This is a genomic window from Xanthomonas sp. NCPPB 3218 (assembly GCF_056725185.1).
In genome coordinates, this window is the sequence record NZ_CM161516.1 from 3,721,899 (window position 1) to 3,740,447 (window position 18,549).

Here is an 18,549-nt window from a genome sequence, read left to right on the forward strand (position 1 = left end):
CCTAAGTACTTGAGTGCATCTACAACAACGCGACGACTCGAAATCGCTTGTCTTGAAGTGGAGACAACGCTGCGACACGAAACTCCGGGTGTCTTGCAATAGCGCGGCCCGGAAACATCCAGACAGCGCTGAATCGCCATCGTCCCGACGTTAGGACTTCCCAAGTCCATCTGGTGATCCCGGCCACACCTTTAGCGCGGTCATCATCACGCAATGCAAGCGCGGCAGTCTTTGCAGACCCTCCCCGCTTGTTGGATTGCAATGGATTCGACGTCCTCCTCGCGCGTGCGCCGTCCGGCCACGCTCGCCTTGTTGCTGGTTCCGCTCACCCTGCCCGCTTATGCGCAACAAGTCCCAGATGGCGCAGCGTCTGGCCCGGCTGCGGCCGAACCGGGCAGCGCTGGCGAACAGGTGTCCACGCTGGATCAGGTGCAGGTGGTCGGCCAGGCGATGACGTATTCCAAGACCAACGTCAGCAAGGAAATGCTGGACCGCCAGTTCGTGCTCGGCAGCGTCAACGATGCGCTCAACGAACTGCCCGGCGTGGTGGTCACCGAGGCCGATGCCTTCGGCTCGTCGGATTGGGGCACCCAGATCAGCATGCGCGGCTTTGTCAGCAATCGCGATACCCAGCAGATCGGCACCACCATCGATGGCGTGCCCAATGGCGGTTCGGCGTATGGCGGCGGCTCCAAGGCCAACCGTTTCATCGACATGCCGGACCTGGAAACGGTGGAAGTCAGCCAGGGCACCGCCGACATCGCCTCGCGCTCCAACGAAGCGCTGGGCGGCACCTTGAACTATCTCACCGGCGAGCCGCTGGAAGAGCAGCGCGTGCGCGTGATCGGCGGCATCGGCGACAACCAGGCGCGCAAGTATTACGCGCGCTACGACACCGGCCTGCTCGGGGGCAGCACACGCGCCTGGGTCAGCGGCTCGTCGGCACGCAACGACGACTGGATCGACGGCAGCGGCCACACCAGCCGCGATCATCTGGCCGGCAAGTTCGTCAGCATCCTGGACAAGTGGACCCTCAGCGGCTACGCCTCCTACGACGATGCCGACGAATCCGAATACACCAGCGTGACGCCCGAGCAGTTCGCGCGCGACCCCGAGCACGATCTGTTGAACGGCACGCTCACCGGCATTCCGTACCTGGACCAGAACTACCGCTCCGGCTCGCGTGCGCTGCGCAAGAATACCTTTGGCTACCTGCGTGGCGCCTTCGATGGCGGCAACGGCTTCAAGACCACGCTGACCGGCTATGCGCATCGCATGCAGGGCCGCGGCGACTGGATTCCGCCGTATCTGGTGGATGTCACCAACGATGGCGCCGGCGCGCCGGAATCCGAAGCGCGTGGCGGCAACACCGTGTACGCCGGCAGCGACCTGGGCAAGCTGTACTACCTCACGCCCGGCGGCGCGGCCGCGACCATGCTGGCCGGTTGCGCCGGCAGCGATGCGGTGCCGGCCGAATCCAACCCGGCCTGCTATCCGGCCGGCTCGGTGCCGGTGCAGTCGTATCGGCACAGCCACTACGACAACCACCGCGCCGGCGCGATGGCCGATGTGGAATGGCGCGCCAAACTCGGCGCCATCGACAACACCGTGCGCGCCGGCGCCTGGCTGGAGCGCTACGACCGCAGTGTCACCCGCGACTGGCATCGCCTGCTCAACGTCGGCACCAACATCAGCTTCGATCACCAGCCGTACTGGGTGCAGTTCAAGGACAACTACCAGACCGACGAGCAGATGTATTACGTCGAGGACGTGATGCGCTACGGCGCCTTCGCCTGGCGCGTGGGCGTCAAGCAGTTCTTCGTCGACCAGACCCGCGACCGCCGCATCGGCGATGCGCAGCATGTGGAATCGGATTCGCATTCGGACCCGCTGCTGTCGGCCGGCCTGACCTGGACCACCCCGGTGCAGGGCCTGGAAGCCTTTGCCGGCTACTCGCAGAACTTCGCTGCGATTCCGTCCGGCGTGCTCGGCGAGACCGACCCGGTCGCACTGAGCCGCGTGCAACCGGAGACCGCCGACAACGTCGAACTCGGCCTGCGTCTCAGCCGCTGGCCGCTGACCGGCAGTGTGACCCTGTACGACATCCGCTTCGACAACCGCATCGTCTATGTGCCGGCCAACTTCGTCACCGGCATCGATTACCTTGGCGAAACCGACGGCGTGTACGAGAACTTCGGCGGCGTGCATGCGCGCGGCGTGGAAGCGGCATTGGGCTATGGCTGGGACAACGGCTGGCGCATCAACGGTGCCTACACCTACAACAAGGCCGATTACCTGGGCAGCGGCGACGCCGCACGCGATACCGCGCTGGAGATCACCCCGGGCGCGCAGGTGATCGGCCAACCGCGCAACACCCTGGTGATGTCGGCGGACTGGCGCGGCCAGGCGTGGCGCTTCGGTGTGTCCGGGCGCTATCTGGGCAAGCGCTACCTGGATGCCTCCAACCGCGCCGCACTCGATGGCGTGACCACCTTCGATGCCAACCTCGGGGTGGAGCTGTCGCAGCTGTCGTCGCAGCTCAAGGGCCTGCAGCTGGCGCTCAACGTCAGCAACCTCACCGACAAACGCTACCTGGAAGGCGTGGACGGCAGCGACAGTGCCTTTATCGCCGCGCCACGCACGGTCGGGCTGACGTTGACGCTGGATCTCTAACGTCGGCGGCGCATTGCCGACCTGCGCGGGATAGGCTTTGCGATGTACTGGAGCGGATCGGGCTGAAGACACGCCACCCGATCCGCCCCCTGCATCGCCTGCCACACAGGTGCAAACGGAGAGGATCGGCGGTGTTGCAAGCGCAAGACAATAAAGCCGCTGACGCGTCGGTTACGCTCAGCCCGCTCCAGCGCAGACAGGATGGGAGCGCCAACCAGGTGACACGATGATCGACCTTCCCCGCCGCCGCGTTCTGCAGACCGGGCTTGCCAGTGCCGCCGCCGCGCTGCTGCCCCCCAGCATCGCGCGGGCCGCCGCCATCGCGCCGGACCGCCGCACCGGCACGCTGGAGGATCTGCAGCATGTGGTGATCCTGATGCAGGAAAACCGCGCCTTCGATCATTACTTCGGCAGCCTGCCCGGCGTGCGCGGGTTCGGCGATCGTTTTCCGATTCCCGCACCGCCGCTACCGGGCGCGCCCGCGCGCACGGTGTGGCTGCAGCCCAGCGAGGACGGCCGCCAATGGCTGACGCCGTTTGCGCTGGATACGGCAGCGCAATTCGGCTTCATGCGCGTGCAAGGCACGCCGCATAGTTGGGTGGATGCGCAGCGCGCCTGGGATCACGGCAGGCTCGGCCACTGGGCCGCCGCCAAGCACAACCATGCGCTGGGCTATTACCGGCGCGCGGATATTCCGTTCCAGTACGCGCTCGCCGACGCCTTCACCATCTGCGATGCGTACCACGCCTCAATCCAGACTGGCACCAATTCCAATCGCGTGTTCCTGTGGAGCGGCGGCAACGATCCGCAGGCGCGGGCCGGTGGCCCGGTGATCGGCAACTCGCACGACAACTTTGCGGAGCTGGGCGGTTTTGCCGACCCCTACCGCTGGACGACCTACGTCGAGCAGCTACAGAACGCCGGCGTGTCCTGGCAGATCTATCAGGACATGCGCGACAACTTCACCGACAACCCGTTGGCGGGCTTTGCGCCGTTCCGGCAGGCCTTCGCTGCTGCGCCCGGGCACGATGCGCAACTGCGTGCGCGTGGTGTCAGCACGCGCGGTGTCGAGCAGCTGCGCGCCGATGTGCTGGGCGGGCAACTGCCATCGGTGAGTTTCATCATTGCCGATGCGGCCGGCAGCGAACACCCTGATCCCTCCAGCCCAGCGCAAGGCGCAGCCTACACTGCACGCGTGCTGGATGCGCTCACCGCCGACCCGCAGGTATGGAGCCGCACCGCACTGCTGCTGATGTTCGACGAGAACGACGGCTTTTTCGATCACATGCCGCCGCCGGCGCCGCCGTCGCCGGACCCACGCGCGGCCGGCGGCCTTGCCGGCGCATCCAGCATCGCCACCGACGACGATTACCACCGCCACCCGGCACCGGGCGAACAGAAAGTGGATCTGCCCGAGCTGCGCGGCAGCCCCTATGGCCTGGGTCCGCGCGTGCCGCTGTACGTGATCTCGCCGTGGAGCCGCGGCGGCTGGGTGGACTCGCAGGTGTACGACCACACATCGGTATTGCGGCTGCTGGAACGCCGCTTCGGCGTGCCCGCACCGGAGATCACACCGTGGCGGCGCGCAGTCTGTGGCGACCTGGTCAATGCGTTCGATTTCCGCTCGGCCGATGCGCGCCCGTTCGCCGCGGCGCTGCCCGATGTCAGCGCAACCGCAGCGCGCGCGGCAGCCCTGCGCGAACACGCACTGCCGCCCTTGCCTGCCGCGTTGCAACCGCCGCAGCAGCCCTTCGGTACACGCCGTTCGCGGGCGCTGCCGTATCGCCAAAGCGTGGAACTGGCCGCGTTGCCCGAGCGTGGCCAGGTGAGGCTGCGCATGTCCAACGCGGGTGCTGCGGTGGTCCTGCATGTCTACGACCGCTTCGATCTTGCGGCGATTCCGCGCCGTTACACCGTAGGGAGCGGCGCAGCAGTGGATGCCACGTGGACCACCGACGACGGCCGCTACGATCTGTGGTTGCTCGGCCCCAACGGATTCCATCGTCACTACCGTGGCGATCTGAGCGCACCGTTGCTGGTGACCGAGATCACACAGGATGCAAACGATCCTACGGCCGTGTCGTTATCGCTGCGCAATGCCGGCAGCACTGCCGTGCAGGTGGAGCTGCAACCGGCCGCATATTCAGCCGCGCAGCCGCACGAACGCCTGAGCGTTGCACCCGGCACCACCGAGCAGCGCCGTTGGACAGCGGCGGCAACTGGCGGCTGGTACGACCTGTGGGTACACCACGACGGCGCAGCCCAGCGCTTGGCCGGACGTATCGAAACCGGTGCAGACAGCGTCAGCGATCCAGCCATGGGCGGGCCGGCGCGGCTGCAGCAAGATCTGCCTTTGCCGTTCGGGGCACCCGGCTGAACCTTGCAGCCGGGCCTGCGGTGAGAACGCAGGCGGCTGCGTGCTCAGCATGCTTGCGCACGGTGCCGCTCAGTGCGCGTCGGCCGCATCCAGCATGCCGATCGTTCCCAACCAGGTTTCCACCACATGCGGCCATTGCGTGATCGGCAATGCACCCGCGCGCAGACCGAACGCGTGGCCACCTCGGCATAGAGATGCCTTTCTGCCGGTACGCCGGCTTGCTTGAGCGCCACGTGGTAGGCCAGCGATTGACTCACGCCATCCACCGCATTGTCCTCGGCCTGTAGCAAAAAGGTTGGCGGCGTCCGCGCAGTGACGGTGCTGTCTGGCCGCAGCGACAGATGGGTAGGATCGCGTGTGGCGCGGTCGTCGTGCGCCCACAGATGGCCCGGATAGACGGCGATGGCAATGACACACCCTGATGCGCACGGTCGTACCTCGAACAGCTGGCAGGAAACAGCAAGCAGCTTGCGGACTCACACGCGACATGGATCGCGGGAGGCAGCGGGTCGTTGCGCTCACCCCACCATGCTGTCGCGCACCGCGGCCGCCACTGCCTTCAACGCCGCGTCACGCGCATCGCTGTCGACGCTGGCGCCATTCAAGTACGCGGTGAGCAGCAATGGCGCCTTGCCTGCCGGTGGCCAGATGATGGCGATGTCGTTGCGGGTGTCGGTGCCGTTGCTGCCGGTCTTGTCGCCGATCTTCCAGCCGCGCGGCAGGCCGGCGCGCAGGCAGGTATCGCCGGTGCGGTTGTCGATCATCCAGTCGGTCAGCTGCTTGCGCGAGGCCGGTTGCAGCGCGTTGCCGAGCAACAGGGTGCGCAAGGTGGCGGCCATTGCCGCCGGCGTGGTGGTGTCGCGCGGGTCGCCCGGGGCAAACCGGTTCATCTCCGGCTCGCGGCGGTCGCTGCGGGTGTGCGCATCGCCGATGCCGCGCAGGAAGGCGGTCAGGCCGGCCGGGTTGCCGACCAGCGGAAACAGCAGGTTGGCGGCCGGGTTGTCGCTGTAGATCATCGTGGCCCGGCAGAGCTCGGCCACGCTCAGCGCCCCGCCGACATGGCGCTCGGTGACCGGGGCATGCTCGAGCATGTCGGAGGCACGGATCTTGACCCGTTGCGCCAGCGTCAGCTTGCCCTGGTCTACCCGCTGCAAGACTGCCGCAGCCAATACAAATTTGAAGGTGCTGCACATCGGAAAGCGCTCATCCTCGCGCTGGCCGAGGCGCCCGCCGGTGGCGCTGTCGAGCAGGCTGATGCCCAGGCGGCCGCCAGTGCGGCGTTCGATCTCCGCCCACTGCGCCCGCAGCACATCGTCCACCGTCATCGCCGGGGTGAGTGCCCATGCAGGTCTGGAGGCCGCAAGCAGAACGCCCGCGCCGGTTGCGTACAAGAATTGTCGACGGTTCAACATGCAGCAGCCTCCCGGTGAGAGCCCGCAGTATCGGCGCATGCCGGCCACCGGACTATTGCGATGTTTCGATCCCTGGCATGAATTGAACTAATCTCTGTGCATGCCCCGGCCCCGTCTTCCGCTCAATGCCCTGCGCGCCTTCGAGGCCGCCGCGCGCCACCAGAACCTGACCCGCGCCGCCAGCGAGCTGTGCGTCAGCCAGGCCGCGCTCAGCCACCAGATCAAGGCGCTGGAACAGCAACTGGGCAGCAGCCTGTTCCACCGCCTGCCACGCGGTGTGGCGCTCACCGACGAGGGCGCGGCGCTGGCGCCGGTGCTCGGCGAGGCCTTCGACCGCATCGCGGCGACCCTGGAGCGCTTTGCCGACGGGCGCTATCGCGAGGTGCTCAGCGTCGGCGTGGTCGGCACCTTCGCCACCGGCTGGCTGCTGCCGCGCGTGGACGCCTTTCATGCGGCGCATCCGGAGATCGAATTGCGCCTTTCCACCCACAACAACCGGGTCGATCTGGCTGGCGAAGGGCTGGATCTGGCGATCCGTTTCGGCGACGGCGACTGGCAGGGCCAGATCGCCCATGCGCTGATGGAGGCGCCGTTTGCGCCGGTGTGCGCGCCCAGCATGGCGCGGGGCCTGCGCACACCGGCCGATCTGGCCCAGCTGCCGTTATTGCGCTCGTACCGTCTGGACGAATGGCCGCAGTGGTTTCGCGCGGCGGGCGTGGCCGAAGTCGCCGCACGCGGGGCGATGTTCGATTCGTCGTTGACGCTGGCCAGCGCGGCGGCCGCCGGTGCCGGCGTGGCGTTGTTGCCGTTGCCGATGTTTCGCCAGGATCTGGATGCCGGGCGCCTGGTCTGCCCGTTCCCGATCCAGATCGACGCCGGACGCTATTGGCTCACCCGGCTGCGCTCGCGCCCGGAAGGCGATGCCGATGCGCGATTGCGCGACTGGCTGACAACGGAGCAACAGCGCTCCGGTTGAGCGAGCCCGCCGCTGCGCTCAGCGACGCGCGGATGCCGCGATCCCCTGCACCGCCACGCGGCGAAACGCCTCGTAGTGCGCCCTGTCGGCGAACCAGTGCGGGGCGAACAGCTCGAACAAGCGGTCGTTGTGATACAGCAGCAGCACCCGCTCGTTCTCGCGGTAGCGGATGTAATCGGACCAGGGCCGGCGCAGTCGCCCGTCTGCCCAGGTGATCTCCAGCCCGGTCTCGTCCCACGCAAAGGTGTAGGTATGCCGCAGCGCGGCCTGCTGCGCGTGCAGGCGTTTGATCTTCCGCGGCAAGCCCCAGACGTGCAACACCACCAGGCCGATCAAGCCGCCGCCTCCGGCACCGATCAGCATCGGGCCGATGATTTCGCCGGCCCCGATCAGTTGCAGCAACCCCGCCCCGATCAACAGCAGGACCACCAGGATCACGATCAACAGCTTGGCCGTCTGTCGCGCATGCAGGCGCTGCGCGGCCAGATGGTCTTCCAGACTGATGGTGGCGCTGATCATGTTGCCTACCTCCCTGTGCTTGGCCCCACGCGCATCGTAACGCCTGCGCGTTACGCGCCTTCGATCAACTCCATCCACGCCGCCTCGGCGGCGGCCAGCTGCTGCGCCGTCGCCTCGCGGTCGCGGCCCAGCACCGCCATCTTGTCGGTGTCGGCATAGTTCGCCGGGTTGGCCAGCTGGCGGTCGAGCTCTGCCAACGCGGCTTCCAGCTCGCCGACGCGCTTTTCCGCGCTGGCCAGCTTGTGCGGGTTGACGGCTTTCTTCGGCGGCAGTGGCTTGGTCGGCGGCGGCGGGGTCGGCGCCACTTCGGCCATCTTCTGCTTGGTGCCCTGGGCGGCCGGGCGGCTGCGCAGCCAGGCGGCGTATTCGTCCAGATCGCCAGCGAACGGCTCGACCACGCCATCGGCCACGCGCCAGAAACTGTCGCAGACCAGACCGATCAGATGGCGGTCATGCGAGACCATCACGATGGCGCCTTCGAAGTCGCTCAGCGCCTCGGCCAGGGCCTCGCGCATTTCCAGGTCCAGATGGTTGGTCGGTTCGTCCAGCAACAGCACGTTCGGCTGCTGCCAGGCGATCAGCGCCAGCGCCAGGCGCGCGCGCTCGCCGCCGGAGAACCCATCCACCACTTCGAAGGCGCGGTCGCCAGCGAAGTTCCATTTGCCCAGGAAATCACGGAACGCCTGATTGGAGCCATCCGGCGACAGTTCGCGGAAGTGATCCATCGGCGACTGGCCCTCGTGCAGCGATTCCACCGTGTGCTGGGCGAAGTAGCCGATCCGCAGATCCGGATGCGCACTGCGCTCGCCCGACAGCGGCTGCAGCTCGCCCACCAACGTCTTGACCAGCGTTGACTTACCCGCACCATTCGGCCCCAGCAAACCAATCCGGTCACCCGCCTCCAATCCGAATCCAACATCGTGCAACACGGTAATCGCATCGCTGGACCCACGCTTTTGCGATTCCCCATTCCCGATTCCCGATTCCCGCGGCGCAGCCGCATACCCGCAAGCAGCGTGATTCAGCCGGATCAACGAAAACGGCAACCGATTGGGCTGGGCGAACTGGATGCGGAATTCGCGCTCGGCGCGTACCGCCTCGGTGCCGGCCATCTTGGCCAGGCGCTTCATGCGGCTCTGCGCCTGGGTGGCCTTGCTGGCCTGCGCCTTGAAGCGGTCGATGAAGCTCTGCAGATGCGCGCGCTCGGCCTGTTCCTTGTCGTGGGCGATCTGCTGCTGCCGCAGGTGCTCGATGCGCTGGCGCTCGAAATCGGTATAGCCGCCGACATACAGCTTGGCGGTGCCGCCGTGCAGATGCAGCGTATGCGTGGCCACGTTGTCGAGGAACTCGCGGTCATGCGAAATCAGCAGCAAGGTGCCCGGGTACTTGAGCAGCCATTGCTCCAGCCACAGCACCGCGTCCATGTCCAGGTGGTTGGTCGGTTCGTCCAGCAGCAGCAGGTCGCTGGGCATCATCAGCGCGCGCGCCAGGTTCAGGCGCACGCGCCAGCCGCCGGAGAACGAGGACACCGCGCGGTGATGGGTGTCGGCCGGGAAGCCCAGGCCGTGCAGCAGCTTGCCGGCACGCGCCTCGGCATCGTAGGCGCCCAGCTCGGCCATCTTCTGGTGCGCGTTGGCGACCGCTTCCCAGTCCTCGCGCGCGGTGGCTGCGGCCTCTTCCTGCAGGATCGCGGAGACCTCGATGTCGCCGCCGAGCACGAACGACAGCGCCGGATCGGGCAGCGACGGGGTTTCCTGCGAGACGCTGGCGGTGCGCACCTTGCCGGGCAGGTCGACATCGCCCTTGTCCGCTTCCAGTTCACCCTTGACCGCGGCGAACAGGCTCGACTTGCCGGTGCCATTGCGGCCCACCACACCGACGCGGTAGCCGGCGTGCATGGTCAGGTCGACGTTGGACAACAGCAGACGCTCGCCGCGTCGCATGGAGAAGTTGCGCAGGGAAATCATTGATGGACAGTCCGATAGAACGAAAAGGAATGAGCAGATGAGCAGCACTCCTGCGACGCCATTCTAGCGTTAACGAATAATTAGCGCCTTCGGGCTGGCCGTCGTTCCCTTCGCATCGCCGCGACCAGACCCCGCCCAGCCTTGCTGGTCCTGCCTGGACCCCCGTTCGGAGTTGTCATGAATTACCCGTTGTCCACGCTCGCAACCGCCGTCGTTGCGGCGCTGCTCGCCTCCCCCGCCTTCGCCCAGACCGCCACCCCGGCCAGCGCGCCCGCCAATACGCTCGATACCGTCATCGTCACCGGCACCCGCGTCTCCGACCGTACCGTGGCCGAGTCGCAGTCGCCGATCGACATCATCAGCGCCGAGTCGCTGCAGGCCACCGGCACCTCGGAGCTGGCCACCGCGCTGGCCCGCGCGCTGCCGTCGCTGAACTTCCCGCGCCCGGCCCTGAGCGACGGCACCAGCGCGATCCGTCCCGCGCAGCTGCGCGGCCTGTCGCCGGACCAGGTGCTGGTGCTGGTCAACGGCAAGCGCCGCCACACCTCCTCGCTGCTCAACCTCAACGGCACCATCGGCCGTGGCGCCGCGGCAGTGGACCTGAACACCATTCCGGTGGCGGCGATCGCGCGCGTGGAAGTGCTGCGCGACGGCGCCTCGGCGCAGTACGGCTCCGATGCCATCGCCGGCGTGGTCAACATCGTGCTCAAGGGCGCGGAGAAGGGCGGCAGCCTGCAGGCCGGCTTCGGCCAGTATTCGGCCGGCGACGGCAGCAACTACGAGCTGTCCGGCGACACCGGCGTGGCCTACGGCAACGAGCGCGGCTGGCTGCACGTGGCCGCCCAGCTCAACCAGCAGGACCCCACCGACCGCGCGCGCGGCTATGCCGGCGCACCCAGCGCCTCGCAGCCGGCCGTGGGCCAGAAGGCGTTCAAGATCGGCGACCCGGACGTCAACGCGCAGGCGGTGTCGGCCAATACCGAGTTCGCCTTCAGCGACAGCATCACCGGCTACGCCTTCGCCACCGCCAGCAACCGCGACATCACCTCGTTCGCGTTCTTCCGCGCGCCGGGCAGCAGCCAGAACATCCTGTCGGTATATCCGCAGGGCTTCCTGCCGGAAATCCAGACCTACGCCAAGGACCGCTCGCTGGTGGCCGGCGTGCGCGGTTCCACCGCCAGTGGCTGGGACTGGGATGCCAGCTACAACTACGGCTACAACAAGATCGATTTCCACACCCGCAACACGCTCAACGTCAGCCTGGGGCCGAGCTCGCCAACCTCCTTCTACGACGGCGCGCTGGAGACCACGCAGAACATCGTCAACCTGGACGTCAAGCGCGGCTTCGACTGGGGCCTGGCGTATCCGGTGACGGTGGCCTTCGGTGCCGAATACCGCAACGAGAAGTGGAATCAGTCGCCGGGCGAAGTGGGCTCGTATTTCCAGGCCGGCACACTGGCTGGTGGCGCGCAGGGCTTTGGCGGATTCGCGCCCAGCGTGTCCGGGCGATACTCGCGTGACAGCTACGCGCTGTATGCGGACCTGGAAGCCGATTTCACCGACAAGTTCTCCGCCGGCCTGGCCGGGCGCTACGAAGACTTCAACGACTTCGGCAGCCAGGCATCGGGCAAGTTGTCCGGGCGCTATGCGTTCACCGACAAGATCGCGCTGCGCGGCACGGTGGCGTCGGGCTTCCGCGCGCCATCGCTGGCGCAGCAGTATTTCCAGTCCACCAGCACCACCTTCCTGGCCGGCAATCCGAACCCGTTCGAGATCCGCACCTTCCCGGCCGACAGCAACGTGGCGCGCGCGCTGGGCGCAGAGCCGCTGGATGCCGAGACCTCGCTGTCCTACAGCCTGGGCCTGGTGCTGCAGCCGACCGATGCGCTCTACCTCACCGTGGATGCGTACCAGATCGACGTGGACGACCGCATCGTGCTGTCGTCCAACCTCACCGGCACCGGCGTGCGTAACCTGCTCGAAGCGCAGGGCATCTTCGGCATCAACGGCGGGCGCTACTTCACCAATGCGGTGGACACGCGTACGCGCGGCGTGGACGTGGTCGGCAGCTACCGCTGGCAGCTCGCCGCCAGCAGCGTGGACCTGACCGCCGGCTACAACTATTCGGAAACCGAAGTGCGCAGCGTCGCCACCAACCCGGCTGCGTTGTCGGCCAACGGGCTGAGCCTGGAGCGCATCGACCGCACCGAACGCGGTCGCATCGAGGAAGGCTTCCCGCGCGACAAGTTCCTGGTCAACGGTAGCTGGAACCTGGAGCACTGGACGCTGGCATTGGGTGCCACGCGCTATGGCAAGTACAGCACGCGTCCGGCCGCGGCGATCAACGACCAGACCTTCGGTGCCAAGTGGGTGGTGGATGCCTCGGCCAGCTACAAGATCGATCGCTGGACACTGACCCTGGGTGCGGACAACCTGCTGGACGAGTACCCGGACGAGAACAACTTCGCCAACTCCACCAGCGGGCAGTTCCCGTACAGCAATCTGTCGCCGTTCGGCTTCAACGGTGCCTACGTGTACGGTCGCATCAACTATCGCTGGTAATCAAGACAGCGATCCACACTGCTGCGGTGTTGCCACGTGTCGGTTGCTGACGCGCGCGGCACGGCCGCATCCTGACGCCTGACCACACGCCCCGGCCTGCCCGGGGCGTGTGCGTTTTATCCGTTGTACGTGCGGCGTTTTGATGCAGCCATCCAGGCGCGGGCATCGATGCGCCGTGAAGAGCTGCCGGCGGCTGCGGTGGTATCAACATCGCTTCCACCCTGCCGGAGCACCCACCATGGACGCAGCGCAGCTCTCACGTGGCCGCCTGATCGATCACCTGCATCTGGTCGTCCACGACCTGGCGGCGAGCCGACGTTTCTACCAGGCGGTGCTCGATGTGCTGGGCATTCCGATCGGTGGCGAAGGCGAGGGATTCTTCTGGGCCGACGAGCTGTTCGTGTCCGATTGCGACACGATGGCGCAAGGCCAACTCACCGGCCGCCACCATCTAGCCTTCCAGGCGCACGACGTGGCCATGGTGCACGCATTCCATCAGGCCGCCCTCGCCCACGGCGGTCGCGACAACGGCGCGCCGGGCGTGCGCCCGTATCACCCGAGCTACTACGCCGCGTTCGTGCTCGACCCGGATGGCAACAACATCGAAGCGGTGTTCCATGGTCCTGCGCAACGCAGTGCCGATGCGGTGCAAATCACGTTCTGATGCAGAAGTTTCATATCTGGTATCGATGTCCATGATGGTGCAGGCAAGCAGCTGATACCGCAGGTCTGGTGCAAACCGCGCATCACTTTGGTGCACAATGACAACGATGGCAGTAGCACGTCATACATGACAGTTACTTGCGCAACGTAACCAAAATTTGACATGCGGTTACACGTGGTTAATGGTTGGGAACGCACCGCAGCTGCCGCAACGGACGCGGCCCGGGAGGGGGCCCCCTGCGATGCATCCGTTCCCCACTCGGAGTTGTCACCGCATGAATTGCAAGACCAGTCCACTCGCAGTTGCCGTTGTTCTTGCACTGTCGTTTTCCGCTTCAAACGCGTCCGCGCAGTCACAGGCTCCCACCCAGAAAACGCTCGATACCTTGATCGTGACCGGCACGCGCGTGGCCGATCGCACCGTGGCCGAATCGGCATCGCCGATCGACATCATCTCGCCACAGGCACTGGAATCGACCGGTACCACCGAGCTGGCTACCGCGCTGTCACGCGCGATCCCCTCATTGAATTTCCCCCGCCCGGCCATCTCCGACGGCTCGGACGCAGTGCGCCCGGCGCAGCTGCGCGGCCTGTCGCCTGACCAGGTACTGGTGCTGGTCAACGGCAAGCGCTATCACAGCACCGCGTTGATCAATCTCAACGACACCCAGGGCCGTGGTTCGTCGCCGGCCGATCTCAACACCATTCCGATCGCCGCAGTGGAGCGCATCGAAGTGCTGCGTGACGGTGCATCGGCGCAATACGGTTCGGATGCGATTGCCGGCGTGATCAACATCGTGCTCAAGGGCAGCGGCGAAGGCGGCAGCGTCAATGGCCGCTACGGCAAGTACAGCGCCGGCGATGGCGAGCAGTATCAGCTGTCCGGCGATGCCGGTTTCAGCTTTGCCGGCACCGGCAAGGTGCATCTGGCCGCACAGGCCGGGCATTCGGATCAGACCAACCGCGCACTGCCATTCCAGGGCCGCGTGGAGCAGCGTTACGGCGATCCGGACATCGACCAGGGCGCGATCTCCTTCAACGGCGAATACAGCCCCACCGATTACCTGACCTTCTACTCGTTCGGCATGGTCAGCCGCCGCGAAGTGCTGTCCAACGGCTATTTCCGCTTTGCCGGCGACAACCGCAACCGCCCGGAAATCTATCCGGACGGCTTCCTGCCGCAGATCTACAACGTCAGCAAGGACGTGTCGTGGGTGGGCGGCTTGAAGACCTCCACCGAAGGCGGCTTGAACATCGATCTGAGCTACAACTACGGCCAGAACAATCTCACCTTCGATGTGCGCAACAGCTTGAACAACAGCCTGGGCCTGGCCAGCCCGACCGACTTCCATGCCGGTACGCTGGAAGTGACCCAGAACGTGCTCAATGCCGACTTCACCAAGACGCTCGACTGGGGCCTGGCGTATCCGGTCACACTGGCCTTCGGTGCGGAATGGCGCGGTGAGAAGTTCAACCAGTCGCCCGGCGACGCGGCGTCCTCGGCCAATGGCGGCATTCCCTCTGCGGCAGGCACACTGATTCCGGGCGCACAGGTGTTCCCCGGCTTCAAACTCTCCGACGCCGGCTACTACAACCGCAACAGCCATTCGGCGTACGTCGACCTGGAAGCGGATCTGACCGAAAAGCTTTCGGCCGGCCTGGCCGGGCGCTACGAGAAGTACAGCGATTTCGGCGATACCGCCACCGGCAAGCTGTCGTTGCGTTACGCGTTCACCGACAAGGTGGCCGTCCGCGCCACCGCCTCCACCGGTTTCCGTGCGCCGTCGTTGCAGCAGCAGAACTTCCAGTCGATCGCCACCCAGTTCCTCAACGTGGCCCAGCCCAATGGCACGGTCACTGCGATCCCGTTCGAGATCGGCACCTTCCGTACCGACAACCCGGCCGCGATCGCACTCGGTGCCGAGCCGTTGAAGGCCGAGGAATCCAAGAACTACGGTCTTGGCGTGGTGCTGCAGCCGATCGAAAACCTGTACATCACGGTCGATGCCTACCGCATCGATATCGATGACCGCATCGTGCTGTCGGAAAACCTCACCTCCAATGCGGCGCGTAATTACCTGCAGGCCAATGGCTTCCCGGGCATCGGTGGCGGGCGTTACTTCACCAACGCGGTGGACACCAAGACCCAGGGCGTGGATGCGGTCGGCACCTATCGCTGGAACCTGGACGGTGGCAGCGCGGAGCTGACCTCCGGCTACAACTACAACAAGACCGAAGTGGAACGGGTCGCCGACAACCCGGCAGCGCTGGAAGCGATCGATCCGGGTGCGGTGCGCATCGGCCGCGCCGAACTCGGTCGCATCACCGAAGGCACGCCGCGCGACAAGTTCTTCCTGGGCGGCACCTGGTCGCCAGGCAACTGGTCGTTCACCGGCACCGCCACGCGCTGGGGCGAGTTCAGCACCTTCGGCACCAACGCCGGCAGCGACCAGACCTATGCGGCCAAGTGGACGCTGGACCTGGCCGCCTCCTACAAGTTGAACGACTGGAACTTCACCATCGGCGGCGACAACGTGCTCAACGAGTATCCCGACCGCCAGGAAGCCGGCCTGGGCACGCGCACCTACCTGCCCTACAGCAGCGCCTCGCCGTTCGGTTTCAACGGTGCGCTGGTGTACGCCAACGTGAGCTACAAGTGGTAAATCGCCGCGTGCCGGTCGGCAGCGACCGGCATGTCGATCGCCTCGTCCCGCCTCGCTGAGACGGGGCAGCACGCCCGCAGCATCGCTCGCCCTTTCCGATTGTCGCGAAAGGGCGAGCTCCCCCCTTCTTTCGCAAGGATGCGCCACGCAGCAGACGCTGCGTCGCAGTCTGCTGTCTTGCTGTGCACGTCGCCTTGCCAGCGCACACGCGCTGCGCGCAGGCAACCCGGGTCACGCAGTCCGCCGTCGTCTTCCCCCCGGCAATGCGCGCAGCGCATCGCTGCGTCCACCATCCCCTTTGAGTCTCCATTCCCATGCACACCTCCAACGCACTCTCGCTTGCGATCTCGGTCGCACTCACCGTCTGTACGTTCGCTGCCAGTGCGCAATCGCAGCCTGCCCAGCCGCAGAAAACCCTGGACACCCTGATCGTCACCGGTACCCGCGTCAGCGACCGCACGGTGGCCGAATCCGAATCGCCGATCGACATCATCACCGAGCAGTCGCTGCAGGCCACCGGCGCGACCGACATCGCCACCGCGCTGGGCAAGCTGCTGCCGTCGCTGAACTTCCCGCGCCCGGCGATCTCCGACGGCAACGATGCCGCGCGCCCGGCCACGCTGCGCGGCCTGTCGCCGGATGCGGTGCTGGTGCTGGTGGACGGCAAGCGCTATCACACTTCCTCGCTGATCAACTACAACCCGTACGTCGGCCGTGGCTCGGCGCCGGCCGACCTGAACTCGCTGCCGATGTCGGCCATCGCGCGCATCGAAGTGCTGCGTGACGGCGCTTCGGCCCAGTACGGCTCCGATGCGATCGCCGGCGTGGTCAATATCGTGCTCAAGCATGGCGCCGATGCCGGCAGCAACAGCGTGTCGATCAATGGCGGCATCATGGACAAGGGTGATGGCGAGCAGAACGGCATCGACGGCTCGGTCGGCCTGCCGTTCGGCAGCAGCGGCGGCGACACCGCGGGCTGGGTGCGGCTGTCCTGGAACTACCAGAACACCATGAGCACCAACCGCGGCGAGAACACCAACCGCGCCACCACCGTGCCGGGCACGCCCAATCCAGGCGGTGTCCCCTACCAGCGCCACGGCGACCCGGCCTCCACGTTCTACCAGGGGCTGGCCGCATTCGGCTACGCGTTCTCGCCGAACCTGGAACTGTACGGCCACCTCAGCATGAGCCGTCGCGAGGTCACCTCCAACGGCTATTACCGCGCCGCCGACAACACCGCGCGCAATGTGCAGGCGATCTACCCGAACGGCTTCCTGCCGCAGATCTACAACCCCACCAACGACCGCTCGGCGGTGCTGGGTTTGAAGGGCAGCACCGAGAGCGAATGGAACTGGGACGTGTCGGCCACTTACGGCAAGAACGACATGACCTTCAACATCCTCAACAGCATCAACACCAATCTGTACTACACCACCGGCAGCTCGCCGACCAATTTCAATTCCGGTGGCTTCGAAACCGAACAGGGCACGATCAACCTGGACATCAACAAGTCCTTCGACTGGGGCCTGGCGTATCCGGTCAACGTGGCCTTCGGTGCCGAGCATCGCCAGGACCGCTACCAGATCACCGCCGGCTCGCCGGAGTCGTACTTCTTCGATCCCAATACCATCAATCCCGACGACGGCGCGCCGTATCCGGGCGGCGCGCAGGTGTTCTCCGGCCTGGAGCCGACGGTGGCCGGCAAGTTCGGACGCCACAGCAATGCGGTCTACGCAAACCTGGAGGCGGACATCACCGACAAGCTGTCCGGCGGCATTGCCGGGCGTTATGAAAACTACAGCGATGCCGGCTCCACGCGCTCGGGCAAGCTGTCGGCGCGCTACGCCTTCAGCGACACCTTCTCGCTGCGCGGCACCATCTCCAACGGCTTCCGCGCACCGTCGCTGGCCCAGCAGAACTACGCCTCGGTGGTGACGCTGATCCAGAACGGCGAGCTGGTGCAGGTCGGTACCTACCGCACCTCCGACCCGGTCGCGGTGGCGCTGGGCGCCGGCCCGCTGAGCCCGGAGAAATCCACCAACTATGGCCTGGGCGCTGTGTGGCAGCCGACTGCCAATTTCACTTCCAGCCTGGACGTCTACCAGATCCGCATCTGGGACCAGATCCTGTATTCGGACCAGCTGCAGCTGGCGCAGCCGATCGGCCAGGTGGCCGCGGTGCAGTTCTTCGTCAACGGCGCCACCAGCCGCACCCGTGGCGTGGACTGGATCAACAGCTATCTCGCCGACCTGGGCAGCTACGGCAAGCTCAATCTCAGTGCCAGCGCCAACTACAACAAGACCACGATCCTGGAACTGTCCAACCCCAACTTCGGGCGCGCCAGCCAGGGCCTGCTCACCGACGCCACCCCGCGTACCAAGTACATGGCGGCGGCGGACTGGACGCTGGGCGGCTTTGCGCTGAACTTCAACGCCACCCGCTACGGATCGATCAAGCGCATCAGCGACCCGGCCGATGGCAGCCAGGACCAGACCTACGACGCGCGCTGGTTGTTGAACCTGGCCGCCAGCCAGACCTGGAACGCGTTCACCTTCACCGTGGGCGCGGACAACCTCACCAATCAGTATCCGACCAAGGCGCAGCTGACCACCGCCTACGACGACCGCGCCGGCGGCCTGCAGTATTCGTCGCTGTCGCCGTTCGGCTTCAACGGCCGCTACTGGTACGGGCGGGTCACCTATCGGTTCTGACCGGCGGGTTCGAGCGGATCTGACAA

At 66.2% G+C, this 18,549-nt stretch carries 10 protein-coding genes and 1 pseudogene; 7 read left to right on the forward strand and 4 right to left on the reverse strand.

The window, feature by feature from the left end; translation table 11 throughout:
• Window positions 1-261: 261 nt before the first annotated feature.
• Together AC1PLS_RS15505 and AC1PLS_RS15510 are read left to right on the forward strand one after the other, a co-directional pair.
• Complete coding sequence (locus AC1PLS_RS15505) at window positions 262-2,673, forward strand: TonB-dependent receptor (protein WP_481103828.1); 2,412 nt, start codon at window positions 262-264, stop codon at window positions 2,671-2,673.
• 226 nt (window positions 2,674-2,899) lie between these two features.
• A complete protein-coding gene (locus tag AC1PLS_RS15510) occupies window positions 2,900-5,050 on the forward strand; it encodes a phosphocholine-specific phospholipase C (protein ID WP_481103829.1) in 2,151 nt (716 codons plus the stop codon).
• Between the two features lie 69 nt (window positions 5,051-5,119).
• On the opposite strand, the pseudogene AC1PLS_RS15515 reads toward AC1PLS_RS15510, so the two are convergent.
• Together AC1PLS_RS15515 and bla are read right to left on the reverse strand one after the other, a co-directional pair.
• A pseudogene (locus tag AC1PLS_RS15515) lies at window positions 5,120-5,457 on the reverse strand (alpha/beta hydrolase); the annotation flags it as partial.
• A gap of 111 nt (window positions 5,458-5,568) precedes the next feature.
• Window positions 5,569-6,462 carry a class A beta-lactamase gene (gene bla / locus AC1PLS_RS15520; protein WP_481103830.1) on the reverse strand — a complete coding sequence of 298 codons (894 nt, stop codon included), beginning with the start codon at window positions 6,460-6,462 and terminating at the stop codon, window positions 5,569-5,571.
• Between the two features lie 100 nt (window positions 6,463-6,562).
• On the opposite strand from bla, the gene ampR reads away from it, so the two are divergent.
• Entirely contained in the window at window positions 6,563-7,438 is an 876-nt protein-coding gene (gene ampR / locus AC1PLS_RS15525; protein WP_054591037.1) for a LysR family transcriptional regulator AmpR, read from the forward strand.
• Window positions 7,439-7,456: 18 nt separating this feature from the next.
• Here the strand turns inward: ampR and AC1PLS_RS15530 are convergent, their stop codons facing one another.
• Window positions 7,457-7,957: a YcxB family protein gene (locus tag AC1PLS_RS15530; protein ID WP_046343867.1), complete on the reverse strand. Its 501-nt coding sequence runs from the start codon at window positions 7,955-7,957 to the stop codon at window positions 7,457-7,459.
• A 50-nt stretch (window positions 7,958-8,007) separates the two neighbouring features.
• Window positions 8,008-9,924, reverse strand: coding sequence for an ABC-F family ATP-binding cassette domain-containing protein (locus AC1PLS_RS15535; RefSeq protein WP_228911092.1), 1,917 nt, complete (start codon window positions 9,922-9,924; stop codon window positions 8,008-8,010).
• 177 nt (window positions 9,925-10,101) lie between these two features.
• Between AC1PLS_RS15535 and AC1PLS_RS15540 the strand changes: the two genes are divergently transcribed.
• From AC1PLS_RS15540 to AC1PLS_RS15555, 4 genes are all read left to right on the forward strand, one after another.
• Complete coding sequence (locus AC1PLS_RS15540; RefSeq protein ID WP_104576462.1) at window positions 10,102-12,486, forward strand: TonB-dependent receptor plug domain-containing protein; 2,385 nt, start codon at window positions 10,102-10,104, stop codon at window positions 12,484-12,486.
• A 238-nt stretch (window positions 12,487-12,724) separates the two neighbouring features.
• Complete coding sequence (locus tag AC1PLS_RS15545; protein WP_184433776.1) at window positions 12,725-13,150, forward strand: VOC family protein; 426 nt, start codon at window positions 12,725-12,727, stop codon at window positions 13,148-13,150.
• 274 nt (window positions 13,151-13,424) lie between these two features.
• Window positions 13,425-15,812 carry a TonB-dependent receptor plug domain-containing protein gene (locus AC1PLS_RS15550; RefSeq protein WP_024940250.1) on the forward strand — a complete coding sequence of 796 codons (2,388 nt, stop codon included), beginning with the start codon at window positions 13,425-13,427 and terminating at the stop codon, window positions 15,810-15,812.
• A gap of 314 nt (window positions 15,813-16,126) precedes the next feature.
• Complete coding sequence (locus tag AC1PLS_RS15555; RefSeq protein WP_481103831.1) at window positions 16,127-18,523, forward strand: TonB-dependent receptor plug domain-containing protein; 2,397 nt, start codon at window positions 16,127-16,129, stop codon at window positions 18,521-18,523.
• Window positions 18,524-18,549 lie beyond the last annotated feature (26 nt).

Coding starts and splice junctions, on each gene's coding strand:
- AC1PLS_RS15550 (WP_024940250.1), top strand. CDS start 13,425: ATGAATTGCAAGACCAGTCCACTCGCAGTTGCCGTTGTTCTTGCACTG.
- AC1PLS_RS15530 (WP_046343867.1), bottom strand. CDS start 7,957: ATGATCAGCGCCACCATCAGTCTGGAAGACCATCTGGCCGCGCAGCGC.
- AC1PLS_RS15505 (WP_481103828.1), top strand. CDS start 262: ATGGATTCGACGTCCTCCTCGCGCGTGCGCCGTCCGGCCACGCTCGCC.
- AC1PLS_RS15510 (WP_481103829.1), top strand. CDS start 2,900: ATGATCGACCTTCCCCGCCGCCGCGTTCTGCAGACCGGGCTTGCCAGT.
- bla (WP_481103830.1), bottom strand. CDS start 6,462: ATGTTGAACCGTCGACAATTCTTGTACGCAACCGGCGCGGGCGTTCTG.
- ampR (WP_054591037.1), top strand. CDS start 6,563: ATGCCCCGGCCCCGTCTTCCGCTCAATGCCCTGCGCGCCTTCGAGGCC.
- AC1PLS_RS15540 (WP_104576462.1), top strand. CDS start 10,102: ATGAATTACCCGTTGTCCACGCTCGCAACCGCCGTCGTTGCGGCGCTG.
- AC1PLS_RS15555 (WP_481103831.1), top strand. CDS start 16,127: ATGCACACCTCCAACGCACTCTCGCTTGCGATCTCGGTCGCACTCACC.
- AC1PLS_RS15545 (WP_184433776.1), top strand. CDS start 12,725: ATGGACGCAGCGCAGCTCTCACGTGGCCGCCTGATCGATCACCTGCAT.
- AC1PLS_RS15535 (WP_228911092.1), bottom strand. CDS start 9,924: ATGATTTCCCTGCGCAACTTCTCCATGCGACGCGGCGAGCGTCTGCTG.